We start from the raw sequence: 26507 nt of genomic DNA, 5'->3' as shown, positions 1-26507 counted from the left end.
CCTGTTTTTTTGAGGGTATTTTATTTTGCACTTCTAAAAAAGAGACAAAATTGCCAATTGTATTATAATAAAATTGGCAAAGGGTACTGTAAAGGGCGCAAAAAGTTAGGATTGTAAAAAGAAAGTCCAAAAATGTTTATTTTTTTTGAAGCTTTGCAATCAAAACGTCTTCGATAGGAGCCTTAATTTTGATCGCTGCATTTACTTCCTCATTAGGAACCGTCATAGATAACACATAATGTTGAATTTTCCATTCTTTCCCTATTTTAATCAAAACCCCCGATCCGCGGCAAATTTTCATTTGTGTATTTAACAGTTCGTCAAACCAAGCAATTTTTCCGGTTTTGTCAAAAAAGATGTGACGTTCTAAAGCTGTGAAATTCCAGGCAGTTCCTTTGTCAAAATAGGGTTTGGCCCAAACTTTAAAATCTTTTTTGATCCAGTTTTCGGTGGCATCAGTTCCGATGAAAATAGCATCTTCGGCCATTAAATCAAAATAAGCATCAAATTTTACTTCGCCGGCTGCTTTGTGCCAGGCATCGATAGTTTGGTTGACTTTGTCTTTTTCAGAAGTCTGTGCGTTTGCAAAAAAGGTAACAAATAATAAAAGTAAGATTGGTTTTTTCATAAGTGGTTTGTTTTGGATTTAAAGGTAGCAAATATTTTTTGAAAGGCTCAAAAGGTACTGAGGGGTTCTGAGGTACAAAGGTTCAAAGATGCAAAGGCACAATGGGATAGTTTTTTTGATGATTAAACATACCGTTTGTCATTTCGACGAAGGAGACCCGAGCGATAGCGAACAGGTGAAGCAAATCTTTGCAAGTAACTCCGCCATGTTCTTATTTTAAAACCTGCATGAAACATTAACTTTGTGATTCTGCGTCTTTGCAAACCCAAATAGCCAAGTAAAACTTAAATTATCTTACATCACTTATATGGTATAATAGGATTTAGTATATTTGATAGCTTTAAAATCGATACATCATGAATCCAAAAATACTCATCACCTCATTAGTACTTTCCTCTATCTTTTTAACTTCCTGCAAAAAGGAATTAGAACCTCAGGAAAACACACCAAATTCTGAATTGGTAAAACTGGGATTGGCAAAAGATACGACAAAAGCAGCCCCTGTTGTTCAGGCTCCTACTGCAGCAAATCCAAATACAGTTTTGAGTGCGAATGGCGGAATGAATCCTGCACACGGACAACCTGGACATCGTTGCGATATTGCTGTTGGGGCGCCTTTAAATTCGGCTCCTACACAAGGACAAACCACAACGACACAGCCTGCACAAACCGTTCAGGTCAAACCGGGTCAGCAAAATGTAGTGACCACAACAACTGTTACGCCAACAAAAGTGGCTAAAGGCATGAATCCTGCCCACGGACAACCCGGACACCGCTGCGATATTCCGGTGGGAGCACCTTTAAATTCTCCGGCTGCTGCCAAACAACCTGTTGCCGCCAATACAGCACAAAGCGGAACTACTTCGCAAACCTTTACCGTAACACCTCCGGCGACAGACAATGCTGTTCCGGCTTTGTTAAGTACAGAAACAGCAACTGTAGCCGATGGAAAAAATCCCGCACACGGAAAACCAGGACATCGTTGCGATATTGCAGTGGGTGCGCCATTACCAAAATCATAAGGAAGTCGAGAATTGTATAAATAATAATTTGGGCGTGCCACCAATATAAAAAGGGGCTGACTATTGCAATCGCTTAGTCGCCCCTTTTTATATTGCTGTCGGGCTTTCGCTGCTACTTCGGTAGCTTAGCTCTATCCCTCACACGAAAAACTAGGTTGTATTATAAAATATGGGTAGTCCTTATGAGCGATGTCATTAAGCTAAGTTTTTTTAAACACAATCCCTTTGCGATTTCAAAGCAAAGCGTAATTCACGAAACTTTGTGGTCTTTGCGTAATTCTTTGCGAACTTTGCGGTAAAATTTTCCTTTATTCAATTTCAAAAATCGCCTGAATTTCGACAGCCGAATTTATCGGTAACGAAGCCGCTCCGATGGTTGCTCTGGCGTGTTTTCCTTTTTCTCCAAAAACCAAAGCCGTTAAATTTGAAGCCGAATTCATAAGTGCCGCATGTTGCGTATATTCCGGTGTAGTATTGAAATACCCTGTTAACTGTACGCATTGTTTTACTTTGTTCAAATCTCCTCCGCAAGCCTCTTTCAAAACTGCAATTACATTTAACATCGTTTGATACGTTGCTTCTTTGGCCTGATCATCGGTAACTGTTGCGCCAACTTTTCCGGGATTTAGAATCTTTCCGTCTTTTAAAGCCACCTGATTAATGTACACTTTATGATCAGAAATCGTAAACGGAACATAATTTCCAACCGGTTTAGGCGCTTCAGGAAGCGTAATGTTATTGTCTTTTAAGGTTTTGTTGATATCGCTTTTAGCCTCAATCGAAGTCGTTTTTGCAGCTTTAATCGTTTCGGTATTTTTCAATCCCGAAGCCACTCTTGCCAACGCTTTTCCTTGTTCTTTGGCTAAATTCAATTCGCTTTGTGACGGACGTGTTCCGACAGATCCTGCCAATGAAGTAGCTCCAAACGGAGTATTTCCTTGTGGAACTGTTTTGTCCAAAGTGGCCGTTCCCATGATTCCCGTTGGAACGATTACCATTCCGTGAGAAGCAAGAATATTCCAGAACGATAAAATCGCAGCTTCTTTTCCGGCTCCAGATCCTGCCGACATAAACACAGTAGCCGGTTTTCCTTCCAGAGTTCTTGAAGTCCAAAGCGGAATACTCTGGCTGAAGAAGGAACTCATATCGGCACTAATATTTGCAAAATGAACAGGACTTCCAAATGCGATTCCGTCATAATTTGCGAGCTCTTCGATAGTTGCAATCGGTAATTTTTCTACATCAGCATTCAATTTTTCTTTTGGATTGATCGAAGGAATACGTTTTATGATTGCTTTTGCATTGGGATATTCCTGAATTCCTTCGGCAATAGATTTGGCCATTTTATAAGTTCCGCCGTTTTGAGAATAGATCAAAACCAGCACATTTGTTTCAGATGATTTTACTTGCGCATTTACGCCAAAGCTTATAAATACTGCGATTAATAATACGAGTAGTTGCTTTTTCATGAGGGTAATTTTTAATAATTTGTAATGGATAATCTCAATTAAGAAATTTGTTCTATTTTGACAACCAAGTTTCTCTTTTGGGATTGCAAAATTACTTCTTACAATATCAAAAAGCGTTATTATTATCTTAATTAAGGTTTTTGGATGTAATTTATTTTAGGATCCATCAGGGCGAATATATTTATAAAAAAAATCAAGAATAATATATTTAGAGCTCCGGAGGAGCAATAAATTTATAGGAAATTAAAAATGCACATCAACAGAACCCCATCGGGGTGACCTACCAAATTGGGCTAAAATTATATGTCGCTCCGCTGGAGCTGGATTGTAACAACGCATACTAAAATTAGTCTATAGATATATTGCTCCGTTGGAGCTTTAAATCAAAAAAAAACAAAGAAATCTGCGGGAAAAAAAGTAATCATTCTAATCTGTGAAATCTGTAGCAAAAAAAATTAACTTCGAGGAAACAAATCGCCTTATTTATGAAAAAAGCAATTGTGTATGGAGCAAGCGGATTAGTAGGCTCCTATATTCTCGAAAATTTGTTGAACAACGCTAATTATGAGCAAGTAATAATTGTAGTAAGGAGAGATTTAAACATCCAGCATTCAAAACTAAAAATGCTGATAGGTGATTTTAACACCTTATCCAAAGTAATAGAAGGCATTCAGGTTGATGAAGTTTTTATAGCTCTTGGTACCACACAGAAGAAAACACCGGACAAAAAGTTATATTATCAAATAGATCATGATTACCCGATTCTGGCAGCAAAACTGGCGAAAGAAAACGGTGCAAAAGCTGTTTTTCTGGTTTCGGCACTTGGTGCAAATGCGAAATCGTCGATATTTTATACCAAATTAAAAGGAGAAACCGAGCAGGGTATCATCAGTCTGAATTTAGAGCATACTTATATCTTTCGTCCTTCGATGATTTTAGGAGACCGAAAAGAAAGCCGACCAATGGAAAAAGTATTCATTGGAATATTCAAATGGATCAACCCAATATTTATGGGGAGCCTAAGCAAATACAAAGGAATAGAGGCCGAAGATATCGCCAAAGCAATGGTAAAAAGTGCAGAACGATTAGATCAGAAAGTAAAAATACTGCATTGGGAAGAAATGACGACGTTGTTAAAATAAAAAAGGACCTTATCCGGATTAGAGATAAGGTCCTTTTTATGGATGGGATATAAATTAATACGCTTTCATTTTTTCGAAAGTAGTAGTTAAAGATTTTTTTGCCTTCGCCAATGCACCAATAAAAGCTTTTTCAAGCGTATCGGCATGGTCTGTAACGGTTACTGGTTGTAATTTTGCAGTACGAACTTCAATCACACATTTTTTGTCGTGCAGGCTAAATTTCTCCCCGTTTTCGTCTCCAAAATGAACTTCAACGCGGGTAATTTTATCTTCAAAACGCTTCAAGCCTTTTTCTAATTCACCAGAGAAATAAGCTTCTAATCTTTCGTGTCCTTCGATGTTCTTGTCGGTATTGATCTGAATTTTCATAATTGGTTTGTATTTAATGATTGTCTCTCAAAGCTATCTTTTTTTAGACAAAAACACAAGTAGGTTAATAAAACATTAAGAAATAAATTATGCTTTTTTTACGCTCAGTTTGTCATTCCGAGGCACGAGGAATCACACCAGAAACTCCGCCTAGTTTGTAATACCGAATATCAAGTTGAGCGTCAAGCTGAGCAGCATGCAGAGTGTCACACCAAGCGTCAGGCTGAGCGAAGTCGAAGCCCTCACTCTCAATTTAGAAAAAATGCCACAGATTATAAGATTAAAATGATTACAAAAATCTGTGCAATCTGTGGCTATTAAATTTAGAAATGTCAGGCTGAGCGACATGTAGAGTGTCACACCCAGTGTCAGGCTGAGCGAAGTCGAAGCCCCAGTCATTAAGTTAAAAACTAAGAAAATCCTCCATAACTTTTTTGGTTTTCATATCTTCGCAGTCCTAAACACAAAGATCATGAACTCAGAAAAACTTTTGCCCGCGTGGTACGGTGGCGGTATTGGAAACAACTGCAACGCTCTTTGTGGCGTAGGACACCTAACCCATTCGGGTTTTATATTCCCTAAACACAAAGATTATGAGTACAAACACCCTTTCCAAAGAAACCGAATTAAGGTTAACTGATTTTTTCAGTAATTCAATTGATCCTGCAACAATGGCTAAAACTATTCGCCAGGTAAACTATGCACTTGCCTTAAGCGTGATGCAGGAACACGAATCCCTACAATCCGAGAAAACCAATCTCCAGAATGGTTTTTACTGGCTCAATCAATTAGCCGAAATCTTAAATCCGTATCTGGATGTTGAATAAACTTGAAAAGCCACTGTGAAAGTGGCTTTTTTATTTTGGTTCCTTTTGTTCCGCTTGGTTTGTCATTTCGAAGAATGAGAAATCACACAATGTTGTTAGACTGAGCGAAGTCGAAGCCCCGCACCAATTATCAAACTTGCCTTTCTGTAATCGCGCTTTGAATTTCAAGAATGCAAGTATCTAAATTCTTTTTGATATCATTACTCCAAAAAACGCAAAACCTTCCAGTTTTGGGCTTCTAAATGCATATTGACTTCAACATCTCTCTGAATATTCCGTTCAATTTTTTTGATCCAGAATTCGCTATTTGTTTTGATACGATTTCTGTCAATATCCCAGTTTTTACCATGAAAAAATTCTCCATCAACAAATATGACTAATTTGATTTTCTTGAAGATAAAATCAGGTCTTCCAAATACAGTTTTATTATTTCTGTGATAACGTTATACTAAAGACTATAAAGCTTTTGTCAAACGAACTTTGTCATTTGTGTTGGTGCTGTGTGTAGCACTCATTAGTTTGGAACGTTGTTAAGGAGTAAGGAGCGCCATAATCCGTAGTTAAAATATTAAATTTATTATTATGCTTTCGTAATTAAATTAGGATTGTCTTCATAATTATACCTTGATACGTTTAATATATAGATAGTTTTTTCGATGTTTAATAAAGCTAATTCCTCTTTTTCGCTTACAAAAGATTTTAAGTCACTGAACCATATTCTAAAATCCCCCCTTCCATTTGACCGGTATAATGAGATTTCAGTTTTAATTTTATCTGTATCAGTAATAAAATAACCTTCTAGTTTTTTTTTGTGATCTGGCCCAGATTCTTGAGTTTCATAATTATGAAGGTCATTTGTTTTTAAAAATTCTCTAACTCCAGATACAGCATCCATTATACTTTTTTTTAGGCCTGTTTCTGTTGGAATAAGAATAGAAAAGTCAATATTATGATTGACTAACATTTCCAGATTTTTATTTTCAATTTCAATTTCAATTTCAATTTCGGCTTTAGCTTCGCCTTCGGCTTTAGCTGTAGATTCTGTTATTAAATCTCTTATTACTTTTGCGCGATGTTCTCTTGCAGCCAATTCATGGCTTCCTTGTCTTGCGAATTCGAAATACTTTCTTTCCTCGTCAGAGATCATGCTTATGTCTTCATCAGTAAAATATACATCAACTTTTTTTTCTAATTCTAATAGTTTTGATTCTAAAATATCCAAATCTATAAGATTTTCATCTACTTTACTAAATTCAATTATTAGAGTAAATAGATTTGCTTTGTTAAACCAATAACTACTTGATGAAAGTTTAAGGCTGTCAATTAAATTAATAGATTTAATTACTTTGTCTAAAATGGATTGATGAACATCAAAACTTCCATTATATTTTTCTAAGTAATGATTAATCCTAGTGCTTCTTCCAAAGTATTTGCCTTCTAAAATTGTTGATGTTAGTAACATTATATATTGTATGTCAAACATTCTTCTTACATCATTATCGCTAAATATTTTTTTATCCTCGAAAAAAGAATTAAGTTTTGTTTTGGTATTACTATCTAAAATAACATCTGTAATTTCTTCTGAAGGTTCAAAATCTTTATAAACAATCTGCTTGCAAAATATTGAAAATTCACCGTCGCCAAATTGTGCATTAAGAATTTCATTTGAGTTTAGCGAATAATCAGTACTATTTATTCTTTTAAATACCTCTTTAATATTATCTATACCGATGTCCTTTAAGTCTTTTACGGTTACAGAATAATTTAGAAAATCTTTTTTATCATCTATGCTTAATTCATCAAAAGGAGTTACTTGATTCTGGTTAGCAAAGTCTCCAGAGCCTTTTATATAATCTACAATTGTAGTTAATCTTTGTTGTCCATCTACAACAATTTCTTTAGCTTGTAGGGTTACGACATCTACTTCAGAACTAGCAATGTAAACCTCTGGAAAAGGAAAGTTTAATAAAATGGTTTTGATAAAAGCATATTTATGTTGTTTTTTCCAAACTAATTTTCTTTGAAAATCGGGACCTGTTATTAGTGCTCCAGAAGTTATTTTATTAAACACATCAATCAGTTTCATGCTGTTTGACGTTATACTTGCTTTTAATTTCATGTTTGTGGTATTTAGCTAATTAGGTTAACTTGTATCTTTTTGATGTTTTCTTGATGGTATGTTTCGAAAAAATGCCAAGACTTATAGATCTCTAGATTTACTTCTCGGCCATAATTCATTTTGTATTTTTCCTGAACTTGTAAAACTCCTTTTGTTAATGGAAACTCAATTGGCAGAAATCTTATGGCTAATTTTCCTTTTAAAACATATTTGGCGAAGCTATTTCTGTCTGCCCATAAATTATCTGTGTCATAATGATTAGTGTGATCATATAGATTTTTTATTTCTGAATCAAATAAGTGAGAAGAAATAATTGCTACATCAAGATCAGATTTTTTTCCTTTTTTTGAATAATTAAAATTGTGATCAAATTCTTTAAATAAATATAGCCCAGTATTAGAGTTATCAGGTTTTAAGCTAAATCCTAGTTTTCCAGATCCTACAATGACGATATCACGTATATGTACATTAAGTATATTAGCAATGTCCTTTTTGAAATTAAATTCTTCACCTATTGCTATTTCATTAAAAAAATAAGAAGTATCTTCTATAAGACACTTTTGAACAACAATATCACACTTATTATTTATACAGTGGTTTTTGAAATCATCTACGATCATTATTGTATTGTTTTTAGAATCAAAGCAATTTATTAAATATTCTTTATTTATTGTAAAGATTGTATTTGTATTTTAATTAATTCACCTAACGCAAGTGCTAAGAGGGGTGGTACCGCATTTCCCACTTGAGTATATTGTGGGACTTCAAATTTTCTCATTTTACCACCTGTTGTTACTTTAGATCTAAATTCATACCAGTCTGGAAAAGATTGAAATCTAGCCATTTCACGAACAGTTAGAGTACGAGGTTCGTCGGGATCATAATGACATAAGTCATCCGGAATAGTTAATTGTGCAGGGGCGGGCTCAAATTTTCTTAAAGCTCTTTGTGAGTGCTTACGTGTTGGTATAGATTTAATTAAAGCTTCTATTGTTTCGATATCTTTAGGGGCTTTATAAACCTCTATATTATTTTCAATAAACAATAATTTATGTTTAGAAAATTCAACGTTTAATTTTTCTAGTTGATTTTTTGAAATGGTTTTACCAGTTAATAAATCGATGGCATCTTTTTTTAATCCATTTTGAAATTGATCTACTACTTGATAGAATCGAAATCTCGATTTGACCAAAAAGTTGTGATTTCTTTCTTCATGATTTCTAATTTTATTTGAATTATCTAAATCAAAAGAAAATATGCTGTTGATTAAATTAGGATATTGACCGTTGGTTTTGTTTAATTCATATTTAATGGATGCATTCTTTATATCTTCAATGGCATCATAAGTAGTAATAAAGTCATCATTTAAATGAGATATTTTGGGTAAAATTATTCCATTGAATAATTCTGGATTGTTTTCGATATCATAATATTTAAAATCTTTTATCGAAATCTTTTCTAGATTATTATTGTTAGCAATAACTAAGTTATAGAATCTCTCAGAAATTAAAAGAATTTCATTATTTAAATGCAATTGCTTTAAATTATCAAATATGTCTTTTCTATATGCTTGTAAAATAAATCTTGGTCTATTTTGAGGAACCCCAAAATATTTTGAATTCAACATCATACAAATAGGGACAAAACCTTCTAAAACAAATGCTTTTGAAACTTCCAACCAAGCGTAATATTTTTGCTTGTTTTCATCCTCTCCTTCGGTAAAAGGGGATGTTATTCCTTTAACATTTTCTAACAAAACTGTTTTAGGTTGTACTAGTCCCGCAAATTTTGCAAAAGAAAGAGGTAGTTGGTTTTTGTGATTATCTTTTTCCCTTCTTCCTGCTAGACTAAAGCTTTGGCAAGGAGGGCCACCAGAAATTAGATCAATGTTTTCTTCTTTTAGTTCTTGTATGATTGCTGGATTTTCATTAAGAAAATCTAATAAATGATCAATATTTCCTATCAGTAGTTTTTCTTTTAGGTTGATATCTTCTTGTAGATCAGAGAAATTTCCATTTGAAGTAGAAAAGGGATTCTCGCGCAATCTATTCTCTAAATCGTTTTTTGGATAATTACTTTTAATCCAAAGTGATTTAATGGCGCTTTCTTTCTTTTGTGAAAGAGATTGTAAGTTTTCATTTAAAATATTATATGCAAAAGTTTCTCCCGCCATAGGAGATAATTCATTAGCAAAAAACAACTCGAATCCAGCGGAATCTAATCCTAGACTCATTCCTCCGCATCCTGCAAACAGCTCAATATGTGTCAATGTGATATTATAATTAATTTTAGAGATGTAAATATAGTTTAACATAGTAACTTTTTGAAATTATGAGACCTTTTTATTTTAATCTCTCATATTAAATTTTCTCATGAAACCAAAACCCCTAGCCCTGATGAGAACGGCATCCTTTTGTGGTGGGGTTCGCCACAAAAGATAAAGTGTACAGCAGGAAATGGCTCCTTGAAATTGAAATTCCAATATTTTTAAATTCCAAATTCCAAAGTTGCAAACGATTTTTCGACTTCGCTCAAAGTGGAAAATCTTTGGCGAGTTACGTGTGTGATTCCTCGTTCCTCGGAATGACAAGATTGTATTGAAAGGATAGATAAAAAATTACTTATCCCTCTTTCCCCATTTAATTTTCATTTTTCCGTTATCGTCAACAGCAAGTAGATGCAGGACGATCCCGCGTTCACGGACGGCATCGCGTTCGGCTTGGGTGGCGAGTTTGGCATCGTTTTTAGAGTTTCGAAGGGGAATGGTGAGGGCGAGATTGGTGCCTCGGCCAAAAGAGTAAATTCCGTTGACATCGATGTTTAACACGTTGGAACTTATAGTGAGATTGTTAATGTCGATCTGCTCTCCACGCATATTGAGCTGACCGGACAAATCGCTAAAGGTGATGTTCTCGACATCGCGAAACGGAAAGGCAAACTTGCCGATTTTTACAATAGGCTCAAAGTTAACCAAAGCGCCCTGATTGACTTTAAACCCCAGTTTTCCGCGTATCGAGTTGCTAATTAATTCGCCACGGCTATTGATAAAACCGTTTACGCTGGCTGTACTCGTTAGTTTTCCTTTGATGTTGTTGGGGCTAAAAGACTGAATCCCGAAATTGTTAAACGATTTTAAAAAGCTTGCAATTTCGACCCTGTTTACCTGAGCATTCGAACTGAAAGCATAGTTTTTTCCGTTTGGCACCACTTCACTGTCAAAAGTAATAGTGCCTCCGGACGTTTGCAGCGAACCGTTTTTGATGACCAGTTTCGAGTCCAGCATCTGAATTCGGGCTGTGGTATTGGTGGCAACGAGTTTGTTGTAATTGATTTTGTCGGCTTTGATATCGATCACCACTGAGCATTTGTCGATTACACTTCTCAGATGATTCGAAATTGTGGGTCTTTTGGCAGTCTTGGCCGGGCCTTTTACTTTTTGTGAACTGGCCAGAACGCCCAGAAATTGTTTGAGATCGATATTCGGGCAATAGATTTTCCAGTTTACAATCATTTTTTCGGGAGCATCATAATAGAGGTTCAGGAAATTGTCAATTTCCCCTTCGATGAAAATCGTATTCTTATTGTGTTTGTAAGCAATTTGTTTGATGAGTAAAGCTTTCTCGGTAAAGTCAAGATGAATGTTGGTTTTTACAGCTCGAACATTCTTCGGAATATAATGAAACGAGGCGTCGTCAACATCTATTTTACCAATAAAACGCGGTTTGTTAATGTACAGATCAACAATGTCAAACTGAAACGCCAGGTTGGCTTTGGCATGACCGCTTGTAAACTGAATCCACTTGTCGTTGCTTATTTGGTTGAGTCTTTCAATGTCGAAATCAGAACTTAGATTTCCGGTGGCAAGTGGTTTCTCGAGATTATTGATCGACAATTGCGGAATGGTAAGCGGAATGTTTTCGTATTCGCCTGTAAATTTCGTTAAAATAATAGCCGAATTGGCATCGTTATAACCGGCCGTTGGTTTGAAATTATTGGTAAAAATGCCTTTAAAGTTGCAGTCTTTAATCAATCCATCCGGTATAGAAAGTTCGTTATTTTTGGCGATCGCCTGAACGACAATTCTAGGATCACCTTCGGCATTAAAATCGCCTTTGATGTCGCAATTTACCTCAATCTCTTTTTTCAGATTAAATCGGTTAAGCTTAGAACTGATGTTTGCCGATAATAAATTCGACGCATTTTGCCATAAAATAGACGTACTGATATTGATTCCGAAAAGTGCATTTCCTTTAGCCAGATTAAAAAAAGCGATGATGTCAAAAGAGTCTGTTCCAATTTTTAGGTCCTTAGTCACCACGTCAATTCTTTCTTTTGGAGCGGAATAAGCTACTGCAAAAGTGCCTTTGAGTTCTTTTTGTTTTGCAAAACTTCCGTGTACCGTATTAAAGGCAAGACTTTTAATTTGGGTGTTTAGATAAACATCGGTTTGCCAGTTGTCGCCGTCATGCTCTACTTTCGATTGTAAGCGATCAACATCAAAATCAAACAATTTATGACCAAGCAAATTGTTTAAAGTAAAGTGAACTCCGTTTAGTTCAATCTGGTCAATTGTAGTTTCGGTATCTGATTTTTCTTCCGGTGCTTTTTTCTTTTTTGGTTTAAAAATATTGGCATTCGAATAACCGTTCGGCGCTTTATACACATAGATAGCCGCGTCGTTGATGAGGATTTTGTGAATATTGATTTCGTTTTGAATTAAACTCCAAACGTTCAGGCGTACTTCTATTTCCTGTGCTTTCAGTAAAGTGTGTTGGTGCGTGGCCCATTGATTGTCTTTGACTTCAACTTCTTTTAAAGCCAGGGTAAAGTTGGGAAAACCAGTCAGAAACTTATAATGAAAATCTCCAATATGAAATTTCCCGTTGATGTTTTCATTGATTTTAGTGTTGATCTTGGTAATGATTTCGGCTTTATTTTGATTGAAATAAATCGATAATCCACCACAAGTAAGAAGGAGTAAAGCAATGATTCCTAATATGAAAAAGCCAAAACGTCTGACATATTTTTTTAAATGAAGCGATTGAAAAAAGTTTTTGATGTGGAGTAAAGCGGCTTTCATCGGGAAGAATTTTCTGAATCCTTAAAGATAAGGTAAAATATGGAGGTTTCTTTAAAAAGATACAATTCAGACTTGAGTAGGTTAAAACTTATAATTTTTGTTTTTTGAATGAATATAATTAATGACAATACATTTATAATGAAAACTAATTTGGTTATGGTGTTTCATTTGTATTTAATTTTTAAATTTGTGGTCTAGTTTGAAACGAAACAATTCAGACAATAATTTTAAAAGACAAAAAATTATGGCATTAGCAATTACAGATGCTACTTTTGATGAAGTAGTTTTGAAGTCAGATAAACCGGTAATGGTAGATTTTTGGGCAGCATGGTGCGGTCCTTGTAGAATGGTTGGTCCAATCATTGACCAATTAAGCGACGAATACGCAGGTAAAGTTGTAGTAGGTAAAGTAGATGTAGATGCTAACCAGGAATTTGCTGCAAAATACGGTGTTCGTAATATACCAACTGTTTTGGTTTTTCATAACGGTGAAGTAGTAGGAAAACAAGTAGGAGTTGCTCCTAAACAAACCTACGCAGATAGTTTAGACGCTTTGTTGTAATCGAAAGATTATAATTTATATAAAGAAGGTTCGACGAAAGTCGGACCTTTTTTATTTGGTTTTTTGCCACGACCCGAGCGATAGCGAACTGGCGAAGTAATTTCACGAATTAGCACGAATTATTTATTTTAATAGTGTTTATAAAAGGTTGCCACAGATTAGAATGATTCTCACAGATTGGAAAATCATTTTAATCTATGTAATCTGTGGCAAAAGAATTTTAATTCATGCTAATTCGTGAGATTAGTGGCAAACTTTTTTTATTTTTAACGAATCTTATATTCCTTTAAAAATGAAAATTTCCTATAGCTTACTCTGCTTTTTTGTGTTTACTACAATTGGTTTTTCCCAGTCGAAACAAAAAGAAAAATTAACTTTAGAGGACGGTGTTTCAGAACAGTTAGCACATTTTCGAAAAAAGCAGATTTCTAAACTCACTTATGGCTTGTCTTTTGAAATTCCGGAGAAAAAAGCGCAATCCATTAATGCGGAATTGGTGTTGGATCTTGTTATTGCTGACGGTAGCGAGTCTTTGTATCTCGATTTTAAAGAGAAGACTCAAAATATTAAATCAGTTACAGCAAACGGGAAAAATATCCCAATTGTGCATCAAAAAGGGCATATTATAATTCCTGCAGAAGGTTTGGTAAAAGGAAAAAATACGATTGCAATTTCTTTTATTGCAGGTGACTTGTCTTTAAACCGAAACGATGATTTCTTGTATACTTTACTGGTTCCCGATCGTGCCAGCACTTTATTCCCGTGTTTGGATCAGCCGGATATTAAAGCAACTTATAAATTGAAGCTAACGGTTCCAAAAGACTGGTCGGTTCTGGCTGGGGCATATGTAGAGGAGAAGTTTGAAAAAGATGATTTTACAAGTTACACCTTTGGAGAATCCGATAAAATGAGTACTTATTTGTTCTCTTTTGTAGCAGGAAAGTTTAAAAGCATCACGGAGAAACCAGGTTTAGAAATGACCATGTTGTACCGCGAAAACAATGCAGAAAAACTAAAAAGCAGCACTGATACTATCTTTAAACTGCACCAGCAATCCTTAGATTTTTTAGAAAAATATACGCATTATAAATTTCCGTTTCAGAAGTTAGATTTTGCTTCGATTCCTGTTTTTCAGTATGGCGGAATGGAGCATGTTGGAGCGATACAATATAAAGAATCAACTTTGTTTCTGGATAATAGTGCTACAGATAGCGAGAAACTCGATCGTGCCAAATTGATTGCACATGAAACTTCACACATGTGGTTTGGAGATTTGGTTACCATGAAATGGTTTGACGATGTCTGGATGAAAGAGGTTTTTGCCAATTTCATGGCCGACAAAATAATGAATCCGATTTTTCCTAAAGTCAATCATAATTTACAATTTTTAACGGCACACTATCCTAATGCATATGGCGAGGATCGTTCGTTGGGTACGCATCCAATCAAGCAAAATCTTGCCAATCTTAAAAATGCAGGATCACTTTACGGAGCCATTATTTACAACAAAGCACCTATTATGATGCGTCAGTTAGAAGCTTCAATGGGAAAAACAGCTTTTCAGAAAGGAATCGAAAAGTATATTAAAAAGTACGCCAACGACAATGCTGACTGGAACAATCTGGTAGAAATTCTGGATGCCGAAACACCTTTGGATATGAAAAAATGGAGCGAAGTCTGGGTAAATAAATCTGGAAGAGCCATTTTTACGGATAAGATTGCCTACGATGCTCAAAACCGAATTTCGAGCTTTGAAATTACACAGCAGGCAGAAGATCGTTCGACTAATGTATGGCCTCAGATTTTTGATATTGGTTTGGTTTATCCCAACAACGTAAAAGTGATCAGTGCTACTATAAAAGACAAAAGTCTGTCGCTGAAAGAAGCAATTGGACTTGAAAAACCAATAGCTGTTATTTACAATTATAATGGTTTTGGATATGGTGTTTTTCCGCTTGACGGAAATAATTTAGAGTCTGTTTTGAGTTTAAAGGATGAGGTGGCAAGGGCTTCGACTTACATTAATATTTATGAAAATACCTTAACGGGAAATATTGCTCCAACAAAAGCTTTTGATTGTTTTGTGAAAGGAATTCAGCAGGAGCAAAACGAATTGGTGCTGAAAATAATTACTAATCAAACCAGTGCTGTTTTTTGGAAATATCTCACGCAAAAACAGCAAAATAGAGCACAAAAACAGCTTGAAGAAGTAGTTTTCGATCGTTTGAAGACCAATTTGCCTAGCAATATCAAGAAAACATTGTTTAATTTGTTCAGTTCGATTGCTTATTCAGATTCAGGAAAGGTAAAACTATATGCGATTTGGAGTAAAGAAACGGTAATTTCAGGTTTGAAATTAAACGAAGACGATTATACGAACATGGCCATGAATCTGGCAATTTTTAAGCATGAAAAAGCAGATGAGATTTTGAATAAAACCAAAACTTCAATTAGTAATCCCGACAAGCAAAAACGATTTGAATTTCTGCTTCCTTCATTATCTAAAGACGAAGGGGGGCGCGATGCTTTTGTGCAATCTTTAAAAGACGATGCCAACAGAGAAAAAGAAGCATGGGTTTCTGTCGGTTTGGCAAATATAAATCATCCATTACGTCAGGAAAGTGCTCAGAGGTATATTAGATTTTCACTAGATTTGGTTGATGAAATTCAGAGAACGGGAGATATCTTCTTTCCAAAAGACTGGCTGAACAATACCATTGGGAAATATTCGTCGAAATATGCTTTTGATGAGGTACAGCGATTTTTAAAAGAGAATCCTAATTTTAGTCCCATTCTGAAAAGAAAATTAATGCAGGCAACCGACGGTTTGTACCGCGCACAAAATATTAAAAAAGAAACCGAATGAAAATTGAATCGGAAATAGAAAAAGTCTCCAGTTTTCAACATCTCGAAATGTTGGCGAATCAGGTGGTAGAAGGGTTTATTTCGGGGATGCACAAAAGTCCGTTTCATGGGTTTTCGGCCGAATTTGCGGAGCATAAAGTGTATAATGCCGGAGAAAGCACCAAACATATCGACTGGAAGCTGTTTGCCAAAACAGATCGTTTGTACACCAAACGTTTTGAGGAAGAGACTAATTTGAGGTGTCATATTATTGTCGATAATTCATCGTCTATGCATTATCCTGAACTAAAATCAAATCAGCCCTTTTACGAAAAGAAAATTGGGTTTTCTGTTCTGGCGTCTGCTGTATTGATGAATATCCTTAAAAAACAACGTGATGCTGTTGGTTTGAGCGTGTTCTCGGACAGTTATGAATATTATGCTCCCGAGAAAGGAAGTGATCGCCATCACAGAATGCTGCTCAATAAATTAGAACAGTTACTGGAACAGCCAAAAAGCAAAAAAAGTACAGATACAATTACGTATTTGCATCAGATTGCAGAGAAAATGCATCGTCGTTCGATGATTATTCTTTTTACAGATATGTTTCAGGCCGAAGAGGATGAGAAGCTTTTTAACGCCTTACAGCATCTGAAACACAACAAACATAAAGTAGTACTGTTTCACGTAGTTGACGATCAAACCGAATTGAAATTTGACTTTGATAACACGCCGCGCAAATTTATTGACCTGGAATCAGGTGAAGAAGTATCGATTTTTGCGGATAATGTAAAAGCGGAATATGAAAAAAGGGTAGAAGGCTATTTTAAAAATCTGGCTTTAACTTGTGCAAAGAACCATATTAAGTACGTTCCGGTAAATGTAGGCGACAATTTTGAAAAAATATTGACGACATATTTAGTTGAAAAACAAAACTTTGGCTAAATAATTTAAAATTTATTTAATTTTTTTTACAAAAACACTTGCAGAAACGAAATTCTGTACTATCTTTGCAACCGCAATAACGCAGAGGTTTGGTAGTTCAGTTGGTTAGAATACATGCCTGTCACGCATGGGGTCGCGGGTTCGAGTCCCGTCCAGACCGCAATATTGGGAAAAGCCTTTCTTAACGGAAAGGCTTTTTTGCCCAAATACGGTATCTAAGATTAGTTGTGTTGTTTTGCTACGACTTTGTAACTCGTAGCTGGTTTAGTAGTTAGACCAATGAAAAGCTTTCCACTTTTGTGGATGGCTTTTTTGATTTAAGGCTATTCTGATTTTAACCGCAAGGTTCGCTAAGGTTTACGCAAAGTCCGCAAAGTTTTTTATAAGCTTTGTGGGCTTTTTTGTTTTTACTTGTTTGGTTTAACCGCAAGGTTCGCTAAGGTTTACGCAAAGTCCGCAAAGTTTTTTATAAGCTTTGTGGATTTTTTGGTTTTATTTGTTTGGTTTAGTCGTAAGGTGTGCTAAGATTTACGCGAAGTTTGCAAAGTTTTTTATAAGTTTTGCAGACTTTGTACTTTGAGGTTCGTAGTCTTTGAGGTTAAAAAGAAAGTAAATTCTTCTTTTTTGATTTTATGGTCAAATTTTAAAATATTGGAATCTAATTGATTAAAAATTAATTGAAATTTATTCGTAAAAAATGCTTGCAGAAACGAAATTCTGTTGTATTTTTGCACTCGCAATAACGCACGGTTTGGTAGTTCAGTTGGTTAGAATACATGCCTGTCACGCATGGGGTCGCGGGTTCGAGTCCCGTCCAGACCGCAATATTGGAAAAAGCCTTTCTTAACGGAAAGGCTTTTTTGTTTTTTGTATTTAACCGCAAAGAGCGCTAAGATTTACGCAAGGTTCGCAAAGTTTTAATTTAGCTTTGCGAACTTTGCGTTTTTTTCTTTGAGGACTTTGCGGTTAAGTCTTAATGGTTCAGCTTTGGAATTTGGTATTTCAAACAATTGGAATTTAAATTTCTTATATTTAAAGTTGCAAAAACATTGTATAAACTCCAATGGAATATTCAGGTCAGAAATTAGATAAGTATTACATCAAAAAAGTAGATGCCGATAAAAAAAGCATTTACTGTCACCACGATTTGATGGGGGAGTTGTTTGTGCCTACACATAAACACGACAAAGCACAGTTGTTGTATGCCGAAGGTGATGTTGTTTTTGTAACGACCGAAACTAAAACCTATTTTTTACCGGCACGTCATTTTATATGGATTCCGAGTGGAGTGGAGCACAGCATTGAACCGAAATCGGAAAATGTTACGATGCGAAACCTGTATTTTCCGGTTGAAAAAGACGAAAATGAGTTTTATAAGAACGAGGGAATTTATCCGGTGAATAATTTACTGCTTCAAATGATGCTTTTTACGAATCGATGGAATGGCGATCTTGAGAAAGGAACTCCAAACTTTACCATCGCCAAAGCTATAAAAGCGATTCTGCCCCAAATATGTACTACGAATTTGCCTTTGGGATTACCGCAGCCAAAAGACAAACGACTTGGAAAGATTTTACGTCATATCGAGAATAATCTGGGAGAAACGATTTTATTTGCTGATGTTGCACATGAATTCGGATATAGCGAACGCTCTTTGTATCGCTTGTTTCAAAAAGATCTTGGAATGTCCTTTATTCAATATTATACTATTCGAAGAATTTTAAAAGCAATCGAGTTGTTATTAGAAAGAAAGCTTTCGGTGAAAGAGGTAGCCGAAGAAGTTGGATATAATAGTGTTCCAACTTTTAGTAATACTTTTTTTAAGATTTTAGGACAAAGACCTTCCGATTACTTAAACGGTGAAGAGATTTTGGAGCAAAAGTAAAAATTTTGTTTCACGCTGATTTATCCAGATTTAGGCTGATTTGACAGATTCCATTATTTCACGCTAAAAATTTTCTCTCGCAGATTCCCCAGTTTTTTTAACTCTTTAATAATCTGCTCAATCTGCGGAATCTGCAAGAGGGAAAAAATAAAAATCAGCTTCATCAGCTTAAATCCTTTAAAATCTGCGTGAAAAATCACAATCCAAATCTATTTTGTAATAAATTGTTTTCCAGTGTTTTAATATAACGTTTTCGAAAAATCCGATTTTAACATTTGTCCGAAATGAATATGTTTTTGACTTTTTAGAATTATCAGTCAATGAGAAAAATGAAGGAACTTTGCAGCTTAAATTATTTATGTATTCATGTTCCTTAAAACAACAAATTCTACGAACGATTGTTTTCCTAAAATCCTGCTCTTATTTTTACTTGTATTAGCATTTAACGGCATAAAAGCGCAGGAAGTTCATTCGGTTTCGCTGAAAGAAGCTTTGAAGCTGGCCAAAGAAAACAACAAAAAAATCCTCAGATCTCAACTTGAGATTACGCTCTCAGAGCAAAACATTAAAGAAAGAAAAGAACTCCGATTGCCTGATGTACAACTAAGCGGTATGTATTCCAGAATTACTAATATTACCGAATTCAAAGGAAACGGGTTTTTAAACGGAAAAGAAGTTACAAAGGCGATTCCGGAACTCTATGAGGTGAGTTCGACTTTTAAAATGCCAATCTACGCCGGAAATAAAATAAATAACGCCATCAAAATTGCCAATCAGGAGAGTGAAATTGCTAAGATAAAAACAGAAAAGGTCGAAAATGATGTCGAACTCGAAGTTGTGGCAAATTATCTGGCGATTTATAAGATGATGGAGCTGCAAAAGATTTTTGAAGAAAACATCAAAGAAGAGAAAAGCCGATTGAAAGAAGTACAGTCGCTCCGAAAACATGGGGCAGTGACTAAAAATGAAGTTATCAGGGCCGAATTACAGCTTTCGGATCGTGAATTAAATGCGCTTACAAATTCCAAAAACATAAAAATTGCGCTTCACGATCTGAAAACTCTAATTCAACTTCCGGAAAACGAAGAAATAGCAATCGATACGGCGGCCAATTTGGATGAAATGAACGGTTTAGATCCGTATGATTTTTATCTGAATAAGGCTTTGAATAATGAGGAGATGCGAATTGCCAGTCAGGAACTGAATATTAGCAAAACAGAATTGAAACTGGTTAAAGGAAATTATCTGCCAACGGTTCATTTTTTTGGGAACTATGGTTTTTATTATCCGAACTACAAATTCTTTCCGCCTAATCCATATTTGTACACACTGGGGCAAGTAGGTGTTGAAGCTGCTTTCGATCTTTCTTCTTTGTATAAAAACAAGACCAAAATGGATCAGGCAAATACCAAAATCAAATGGCAGGAAATGCAATCTGAGATTCTGAAAGACGAAATTCAGGACAAACTTTTTAGAGAGCATACACAGTATCAGGAGATCCTTGAAAAGTTTGTTGTAGTGGATAAAGCTTTGGATTTGGCCGATGAAAATTACCGTATTGTAAAATTGAAATATATGAATCAATTGGTTTTAATAACCGAAATGGTCGATGCTGATAATGCTTTGCTTCAGGCAAAATACAATAAAGTTGCCACACGACTGGATGCGATTTTAAAACATTACGAACTGCTGCGTACGGCGGGAATGCTTCCGTAGGGTTAGATGTTAAATGTTAGATGTTGGAAAATAGAAAATAGAATATAGAGAATAGACGAAAATATGGTTAAGATTAAAAATGAGACTAGAAGAAACAGAACGTTTCATGTGTTAATAACAATTATCGCAAGTGTATTGGTGGTAAGCGGTATTGTTTTGGGAATTTGGTTTTATGTTTTCAACAGGAATCATGAGGAAACTAATGACGCTCAGGTCGAGCAATATGTGACACCAATTATGTCGAGAATTACGGGTTATGTGCAGGAAGTTCGTTTTAATGAAAATCAGTTTGTGCACAAGGGAGATACTTTGGTTGTTATTGATAACAGAGAATATCAATCGAAATTGAATGTGGCTCTTGCCGATGTTCAGAGCGCAAGGCAAAACAGCCTGGTTGCCGAGAAAAATGCGGTTAACACGGCAAGTGCGACAGCTATTAATGAAGCGCAATTAGAGGCTGCAAAATCGAATCTTTGGAAAACCAAATTAGAGTACGAAAGGTACAAAGCTTTGGTAAGTGAAGAAGCGGCAACTTCTCAGCAATTAGAAAAAGTGAAGGCAGATTACGAGTCGGCACAAGCGCATTTTCAGGAGATGAAAAACAGAATTCATGCTTCGGCTTTAAGTACTTCGGTGGCTGAAGCAAATGTGCCAACCACGCAAACCAATATCGCTTCGAGACAAGCCACGGCAGATAATGCGGCTTTATTTCTTTCGTATACCATAATTACAGCGCCTTACGATGGTTGGATCGGGAAACGAACTTTGCAGCCCGGACAATTGGTAAAAGAAGGCCAGTCCCTGCTTTCGATTGTAAGTAAGGAAAAATGGATTACGGCCAATTTTAAAGAAACGCAATTGCAGTATTTAACCGTTGGGCAGAATGTCGAAATCAAAGCCGATGCGGTAAGTGATAAAACATTTATAGGAACAATTGCGTCATTATCGCCTGCGAGTGGAGCAAGATTTTCATTGCTTCCTCCGGATAATGCAACCGGAAACTTCGTGAAAATCGAACAAAGAATTCCGGTTCGAATTCAGTTAAAGGATAACGACAAACAAATCGATTTTTTAAGAGCGGGAATGAATATTACTGTGATTGCAGCACACTAAAATGGAAGATAAAAGTATTTTTAAATCCTGGGTTCCAAAGTGGGCAATCATTATTATTTTGTTTGTCTGTCTTCTGCATTCTATGATTTTATTGGGAGTTTATACGTCAAATGTGACCTATGCGGCAAGTTTTCTCGATATTGAACCCGAAGACCTGCAGTTTGCTATGTGTGTTACTTATGGAACGCTGCTCGCGACCATTTTAATCGAAGCGAGGTTTTCGAGCTTTTTCCCTGCTAAAAATTACCTCATGGCAGTGTATTCCTTGATTGGAATTACGATTGTTTCTTCGGCTTATATTACCAATTTTTCGCTTTTTTTAATTATGAGAATTGCCGAAGGAATCCTGATGGCGCTTCCGGTAATTACGATCAGGCAATTGTTGATCGAACAGTTCAATTCTAAAAGTGCCATCATCATAGGTTTTTCGTTTTATTATGGAGCGTTGTTGTTGTCGACACCTTTTATAATGAATATTGCGGTTTGGTTTCTGGACCATTACGACTGGAAATACATGCTGTATGTCTCGGGCGGATTACAGGTTTTGAACGTTTTTTTAATCTTGGTTACTTTTCGTGGGCACCGAATCACAAAGAAAATTCCGTTGTATCAAATCGACTGGATGAGTTATTTTTTGGTTTTAACTGCAATTCTTTGCGGTGCTTACTTTTTTGTCTATGCCGAGAAAAAATATTGGTTCGATTCTTCTCAGATGGTGCTAACGCTTATCGTTGCACTGATTTCGGGAGGGCTGTTTATCTTTAAGGAGCTTTTGGTAAAAAGACCCACTTTTAATTTTGAAGTCTTTAAATATGCCAATCTGCGCATCGGATTTTTGCTGTTTTTTCTTTTTTACATCAGCAGGGCAACGCTGAGTCTGTGCCATTCGGCGATGTATTCAATTTGGAATTGGGATCCGTCGCGTGTAGCAGGCGTGCAATACATTAACGGACTAGGAAATGTAATCGGACTTGTTTTGGCGGCTTTTTTTCTGATGAGATCCGTTTCGACCAAAATCATTTTTATCATTGGCTTTTCGCTTATTGCGTTGTTTCATTTTTGGTTTACGTTTCTTTTTGTACCCGATGTGGCGTTGTCGGATATTATCATTCCGTATGTTTTACAAGGCATTGGAGTGGGATTTTTATTTGTTCCGTTAATCTTGTTTACGACTTCTTCGGTTCCTTCAAAAATGGCGGCTTCATCTGGAATTGTAGGGGTTTCGGGACGTTTTTGGGGAAGTACCATTGGCTTTTGCGTGATGCAGAATGCGACCGTATTTTTAAACAAAAAACACTTTTTAAAACTAAGTCAGTTTGTAACAGGTGATAACCCCGAAGCGCAGCAAACGATTGCCGCAACAACACAAAGTTTTATCGCCAAAGGATATTCGGCAGACAATGCCAATGTTTTAGCCATGAAAAAGATCTTCGGAACCGTTACCAAACAAGCTACTTTACTGGCCGATATGGAGATTTATACCATTATGGGCTATAGTCTTTTGGTTTTGATCTTCCTCATTGCCTGCAATCAGCATTTAAGACAAACGATGACTTTGGTGAAAAGTAAAATCTGGATAGGCTGAGGGTTTTGAGTTGTGAATTGTGAAATGTGAGTTTTTTTTGCGCAAAGTTTCTACATCATCTTGTCATTCCGACGGAGGAGGAATCGCACTCGTAATTCGACAAAGATTGACGACAATTGGAACGGAGTCTCTAGTGTGATTTCTCCTTACGTCGAAATGACAAACTGTACGTGAAAATAAATAAATGATACAAATAGCCTCCTGCTTTAGCTGGAGGTTTTTTTTATGATTTGAAGAAAAAGGCTTTAGTCGAATGATCTCTATTTTAAAGGAAAATCAAGTAATTCTTTAGGTTCGACATCTAAAGCATTGGCAATTTTTATAAGAGTTTTTACTGTGGTATTGATTTCAGCTCTTTCTACTCTGCCAATCTGGTTTTGAGGTATGTTACAATAATCAGCTAATTCTTGCTGGGATAAACCTTTTTTTTCACGAAGTTGTCTGATGTGAAAGCCGAGATTTGTAATAAAAGTTTCTTCTGAAATGCTCATATTTCAAAAATCACAAGATTTATTTCTTTTTTTAAATACATATATGTGTTTAAATGTATTATATTTGAAAAAAAATAAGATTATGGCTACAATAAATATTTCAAATGATGTTGAAACTAGACTAAAGGATTTTTTTAAGGATTTTATCGAGCCTAAAGATATGGCAAGAATGTTACGACAGGTAAATTATGCGCTTTCGGTTTCTTCCATGCGAGGGTGCGAAACCATGGAATCTGAATTACCTTATATCGATGATAATTTTTATTGGCTGAATAAATTGGCGGAGATTTTAGATCCTTATTTGGATGTGGAGTGAAAAGAAAGTTATGCTTTAAGTGTCTTCATTTTTTATGAAGAGATAAACTAAAAAAAATGCGGAAATCTCATAATGTAGAGACTTTCGCATTTTTGAGAGTATTTAAGAATTCTTTCCTGCTCCAAGATTCTTTGTCATTGAGATTAATTTGGGGCGTAAATTTAGAATGACATAGAGAGTATTATGATCTGATTTATTTAACAAAGTAATTGTTTTTTAAATACTTTATTAAGGCGTATAGTATAATTATTGAAAAGCATAGTACGCTTAAAATCAATAGGTAGTCAGTGAATTTGTTGTTTATTTCAAGTGCTTTTGAAACAAAAAAGATCATTATTGATAATGTGCCGATTATTCTCAGGAATAATCTTATTCGGTTTGGATTTTTATTCATAAAAAAAAGGCTTAAAGTCAAGGTTGATAAACACATGTAAAAGTAAGTTTTTTTCTAATTAAAAAATGTTAAAACAAAGATAATGATGTGTTTGTGTGTTTTATATCGGTTTGTATATTAAAATAGGAAGCTTGATATTTATTTTGATAAAGTAAAGTCGTAAGGTTTTCAGATAGAAATTACTTTGTTATTGATAGGTATTTTTGCACCTGATCGCTTTTAGAAGGAAGATATTTACTAAAACAAAAAAGCTTCTGATTTCTCAGAAGCTTTTTTTCGGTGCGGATAATAGGACTCGAACCTACACGCCTTGCGGCACCAGATCCTAAGTCTGGCATGTCTACCAATTTCACCATATCCGCGGCTATTGTGGGTGCAAAGATAGACATACTTTCGAATATTCAAAGAAAAAAAATGAAAAATTTCGAAAAAAATATTAATTCTCTTTTTTGTACTTTTGGATTTCTATAAAAATAATTTAAATGGAAAATATTAAGTCCTACGTTCAACAACATAAAGATCGGTTTATCAATGAATTGATCGAATTATTAAAGATTCCGTCGGTAAGTGCCGACACTGCATACTCCCAAGATGTTATTGATACTGCCGAAGCAGTAAAAGAAAGTTTATCGAAAGCAGGCTGCGATTTTGTCGAAACTTGTGACACTCCGGGGTACCCAATTATTTATGGAGAGAAAATAATCGACCCAAATTTACCAACGGTTTTGGTTTACGGACATTATGATGTTCAACCACCAGATCCATTAGAATTATGGACTTCGCCACCTTTTGAGCCTGTAATCAAAACAACAGAGATTCATCCTGAGGGTGCGATCTTCGCTCGTGGTGCCTGTGACGACAAAGGTCAGATGTACATGCACGTAAAAGCGTTGGAATACATGGTTCAGAACAATGTATTGCCTTGTAACGTAAAATTCATGATCGAAGGGGAAGAAGAAGTAGGTTCAGCAAGTTTAGCGTGGTTTGTAGAACGCAATCAGGAAAAACTGAAAAACGACGTGATCTTAATTTCTGATACGGGAATGATTTCGAACCAACAGCCATCGATCACGACAGGTTTAAGAGGTTTGAGTTATGTTGAGGTTGAAGTTACAGGACCAAACCGTGATTTACATTCCGGTCTATATGGTGGAGCTGTAGCGAATCCAATTAATATTTTGGCTAAAATGATTGCTGCGCTTCACGACGAAGACAATCATATTACGATTCCTGGGTTCTACGATAAAGTACAGGAATTATCTCTTGAAGAAAGAGCCGAAATGGCAAAAGCGCCTTTTAGCTTAGAAAAATATAAAAAAGCCTTAAATTTAAACGATGTTTACGGTGAAAAAGGATATGTAACGAACGAGCGCAACTCTATTCGTCCAACTTTAGATGTAAACGGAATCTGGGGCGGATATACCGGTGAAGGTGCTAAAACGGTTATCGCGAGTAAGGCTTTTGCTAAAATCTCGATGCGTTTGGTTCCGGGTCAGGACTGGGAAGAAATCACAGAACTTTTCACGAAGCATTTTACAAACATTGCTCCGGCCGGAGTTACGGTAAAAGTAACGCCGCACCACGGAGGTCAGGGTTATGTAACGCCAATTGACAGTATTGGATACCAGGCGGCCAACAAAGCCTATACAGAAACTTTTGGAGTGCCTGCAATTCCGGTTCGTTCAGGAGGTAGTATTCCGATTGTGGCTTTGTTTGAAAAAGAACTAAAAAGTAAAACTATTTTAATGGGCTTCGGTTTAGACAGTGATGCCATTCACTCGCCAAACGAGCATTTCGGAATCTTTAATTACTTAAAAGGAATCGAAACTATTCCGTTGTTTTACAAATATTTTGTAGAGCTTTCGAAGTAATTTAACCGCAAAGAACGCAACGATTTACGCTAAGCTCGCTGTTTTTTGGTTCGCTAAGATGTAAAAAAATAAATCTTAAGATGCAAAATCCGTTCAGAAATGAGCGGATTTTTTTATGGGTGTTTCCGC

General features: G+C 35.8%; 21 protein-coding genes and 3 tRNA genes. 14 read left to right on the top strand and 10 right to left on the bottom strand.

Going from position 1 to position 26507, the window contains the following annotated elements; all coding sequences use genetic code 11:
* Nucleotides 1–136: 136 nt before the first annotated feature.
* A complete protein-coding gene (locus tag BHE19_RS03815) occupies nt 137–628 on the bottom strand; it encodes a nuclear transport factor 2 family protein (protein ID WP_070906043.1) in 492 nt (163 codons plus the stop codon).
* A 356-nt stretch (nt 629–984) separates the two neighbouring features.
* Between BHE19_RS03815 and BHE19_RS03810 the strand changes: the two genes are divergently transcribed.
* Complete coding sequence (locus BHE19_RS03810; RefSeq protein WP_070906042.1) at nt 985–1650, top strand: hypothetical protein; 666 nt, start codon at nt 985–987, stop codon at nt 1648–1650.
* Nucleotides 1651–1958: 308 nt separating this feature from the next.
* Here BHE19_RS03810 and wrbA read toward each other — a convergent pair whose 3' ends face one another.
* Nucleotides 1959–3119 (bottom strand): NAD(P)H:quinone oxidoreductase, encoded by a 1161-nt coding sequence (gene wrbA, locus BHE19_RS03805; protein ID WP_070906041.1) that lies wholly within the window; start codon nt 3117–3119, stop codon nt 1959–1961.
* Between the two features lie 485 nt (nt 3120–3604).
* Between wrbA and BHE19_RS03800 the strand changes: the two genes are divergently transcribed.
* Entirely contained in the window at nt 3605–4261 is a 657-nt protein-coding gene (locus BHE19_RS03800; protein WP_070906040.1) for an oxidoreductase, read from the top strand.
* A 54-nt stretch (nt 4262–4315) separates the two neighbouring features.
* On the opposite strand, the gene BHE19_RS03795 is transcribed toward BHE19_RS03800, so the two are convergent.
* Nucleotides 4316–4630, bottom strand: coding sequence for an HPF/RaiA family ribosome-associated protein (locus BHE19_RS03795; protein ID WP_070906039.1), 315 nt, complete (start codon nt 4628–4630; stop codon nt 4316–4318).
* Nucleotides 4631–5223: 593 nt separating this feature from the next.
* Between BHE19_RS03795 and BHE19_RS03790 the strand changes: the two genes are divergently transcribed.
* Nucleotides 5224–5457 carry a hypothetical protein gene (locus BHE19_RS03790; RefSeq protein ID WP_070906038.1) on the top strand — a complete coding sequence of 78 codons (234 nt, stop codon included), beginning with the start codon at nt 5224–5226 and terminating at the stop codon, nt 5455–5457.
* Between the two features lie 200 nt (nt 5458–5657).
* Here BHE19_RS03790 and BHE19_RS22940 read toward each other — a convergent pair whose 3' ends face one another.
* The 5 genes from BHE19_RS22940 to BHE19_RS03770 form a co-directional block, all read right to left on the bottom strand.
* Entirely contained in the window at nt 5658–5855 is a 198-nt protein-coding gene (locus tag BHE19_RS22940; protein WP_233431362.1) for a very short patch repair endonuclease, read from the bottom strand.
* Between the two features lie 182 nt (nt 5856–6037).
* Nucleotides 6038–7576, bottom strand: coding sequence for a DUF262 domain-containing protein (locus tag BHE19_RS03785; RefSeq protein WP_070906037.1), 1539 nt, complete (start codon nt 7574–7576; stop codon nt 6038–6040).
* Nucleotides 7577–7587: 11 nt separating this feature from the next.
* Nucleotides 7588–8196, bottom strand: a complete 609-nt coding sequence (locus tag BHE19_RS03780) for a hypothetical protein (RefSeq protein WP_070906036.1) — start codon at nt 8194–8196, stop codon at nt 7588–7590.
* Between the two features lie 47 nt (nt 8197–8243).
* Complete coding sequence (locus BHE19_RS03775) at nt 8244–9890, bottom strand: DNA cytosine methyltransferase (protein ID WP_083342462.1); 1647 nt, start codon at nt 9888–9890, stop codon at nt 8244–8246.
* Between the two features lie 303 nt (nt 9891–10193).
* On the bottom strand, nt 10194–12656 hold the full coding sequence (locus tag BHE19_RS03770; RefSeq protein ID WP_070906035.1) for an AsmA family protein: 2463 nt from the start codon (nt 12654–12656) through the stop codon (nt 10194–10196).
* Between the two features lie 244 nt (nt 12657–12900).
* On the opposite strand from BHE19_RS03770, the gene trxA reads away from it, so the two are divergent.
* From trxA to BHE19_RS03720, 9 genes are all read left to right on the top strand, one after another.
* On the top strand, nt 12901–13218 hold the full coding sequence (gene trxA, locus BHE19_RS03765) for a thioredoxin (protein ID WP_012023423.1): 318 nt from the start codon (nt 12901–12903) through the stop codon (nt 13216–13218).
* A 292-nt stretch (nt 13219–13510) separates the two neighbouring features.
* Entirely contained in the window at nt 13511–16084 is a 2574-nt protein-coding gene (locus BHE19_RS03760; RefSeq protein WP_070906034.1) for a M1 family aminopeptidase, read from the top strand.
* A complete protein-coding gene (locus BHE19_RS03755) occupies nt 16081–17007 on the top strand; it encodes a DUF58 domain-containing protein (RefSeq protein ID WP_070906033.1) in 927 nt (308 codons plus the stop codon). The genes BHE19_RS03760 and BHE19_RS03755 overlap by 4 nt, the downstream gene beginning before the upstream one ends.
* An 86-nt stretch (nt 17008–17093) precedes the next feature.
* Nucleotides 17094–17167 (top strand) — tRNA-Asp (locus BHE19_RS03750).
* 588 nt (nt 17168–17755) lie between these two features.
* Nucleotides 17756–17829 (top strand) — tRNA-Asp (locus BHE19_RS03740).
* Between the two features lie 241 nt (nt 17830–18070).
* Nucleotides 18071–18892, top strand: a complete 822-nt coding sequence (locus tag BHE19_RS03735; RefSeq protein ID WP_017494712.1) for a helix-turn-helix transcriptional regulator — start codon at nt 18071–18073, stop codon at nt 18890–18892.
* A 366-nt stretch (nt 18893–19258) separates the two neighbouring features.
* Nucleotides 19259–20608 (top strand): TolC family protein, encoded by a 1350-nt coding sequence (locus tag BHE19_RS03730; protein ID WP_070906031.1) that lies wholly within the window; start codon nt 19259–19261, stop codon nt 20606–20608.
* Between the two features lie 63 nt (nt 20609–20671).
* On the top strand, nt 20672–21721 hold the full coding sequence (locus BHE19_RS03725) for an HlyD family secretion protein (protein WP_070906030.1): 1050 nt from the start codon (nt 20672–20674) through the stop codon (nt 21719–21721).
* A 1-nt stretch (nt 21722) separates the two neighbouring features.
* Nucleotides 21723–23306, top strand: coding sequence for an MFS transporter (locus BHE19_RS03720; protein ID WP_070906029.1), 1584 nt, complete (start codon nt 21723–21725; stop codon nt 23304–23306).
* A gap of 260 nt (nt 23307–23566) precedes the next feature.
* Here the strand turns inward: BHE19_RS03720 and BHE19_RS03715 are convergent, their stop codons facing one another.
* Nucleotides 23567–23797 carry a helix-turn-helix domain-containing protein gene (locus BHE19_RS03715; RefSeq protein WP_017494716.1) on the bottom strand — a complete coding sequence of 77 codons (231 nt, stop codon included), beginning with the start codon at nt 23795–23797 and terminating at the stop codon, nt 23567–23569.
* An 82-nt stretch (nt 23798–23879) separates the two neighbouring features.
* On the opposite strand from BHE19_RS03715, the gene BHE19_RS03710 reads away from it, so the two are divergent.
* Nucleotides 23880–24113, top strand: a complete 234-nt coding sequence (locus BHE19_RS03710; RefSeq protein ID WP_026109791.1) for a hypothetical protein — start codon at nt 23880–23882, stop codon at nt 24111–24113.
* 674 nt (nt 24114–24787) lie between these two features.
* Here BHE19_RS03710 and BHE19_RS03705 read toward each other — a convergent pair.
* A tRNA-Leu gene (locus BHE19_RS03705) sits at nt 24788–24869 on the bottom strand.
* Between the two features lie 120 nt (nt 24870–24989).
* Here BHE19_RS03705 and BHE19_RS03700 point away from each other — a divergent pair.
* A complete protein-coding gene (locus tag BHE19_RS03700) occupies nt 24990–26378 on the top strand; it encodes a dipeptidase (RefSeq protein WP_017494733.1) in 1389 nt (462 codons plus the stop codon).
* Nucleotides 26379–26507: the final 129 nt, after the last annotated feature.

It is taken from the genome of Flavobacterium tructae (genome assembly GCF_001853485.1).
GTDB lineage: Bacteria > Bacteroidota > Bacteroidia > Flavobacteriales > Flavobacteriaceae > Flavobacterium > Flavobacterium tructae.
Note: the sequence above shows the minus strand (reverse complement) of the source record. Positions and strands in the feature narration are given on the sequence as shown.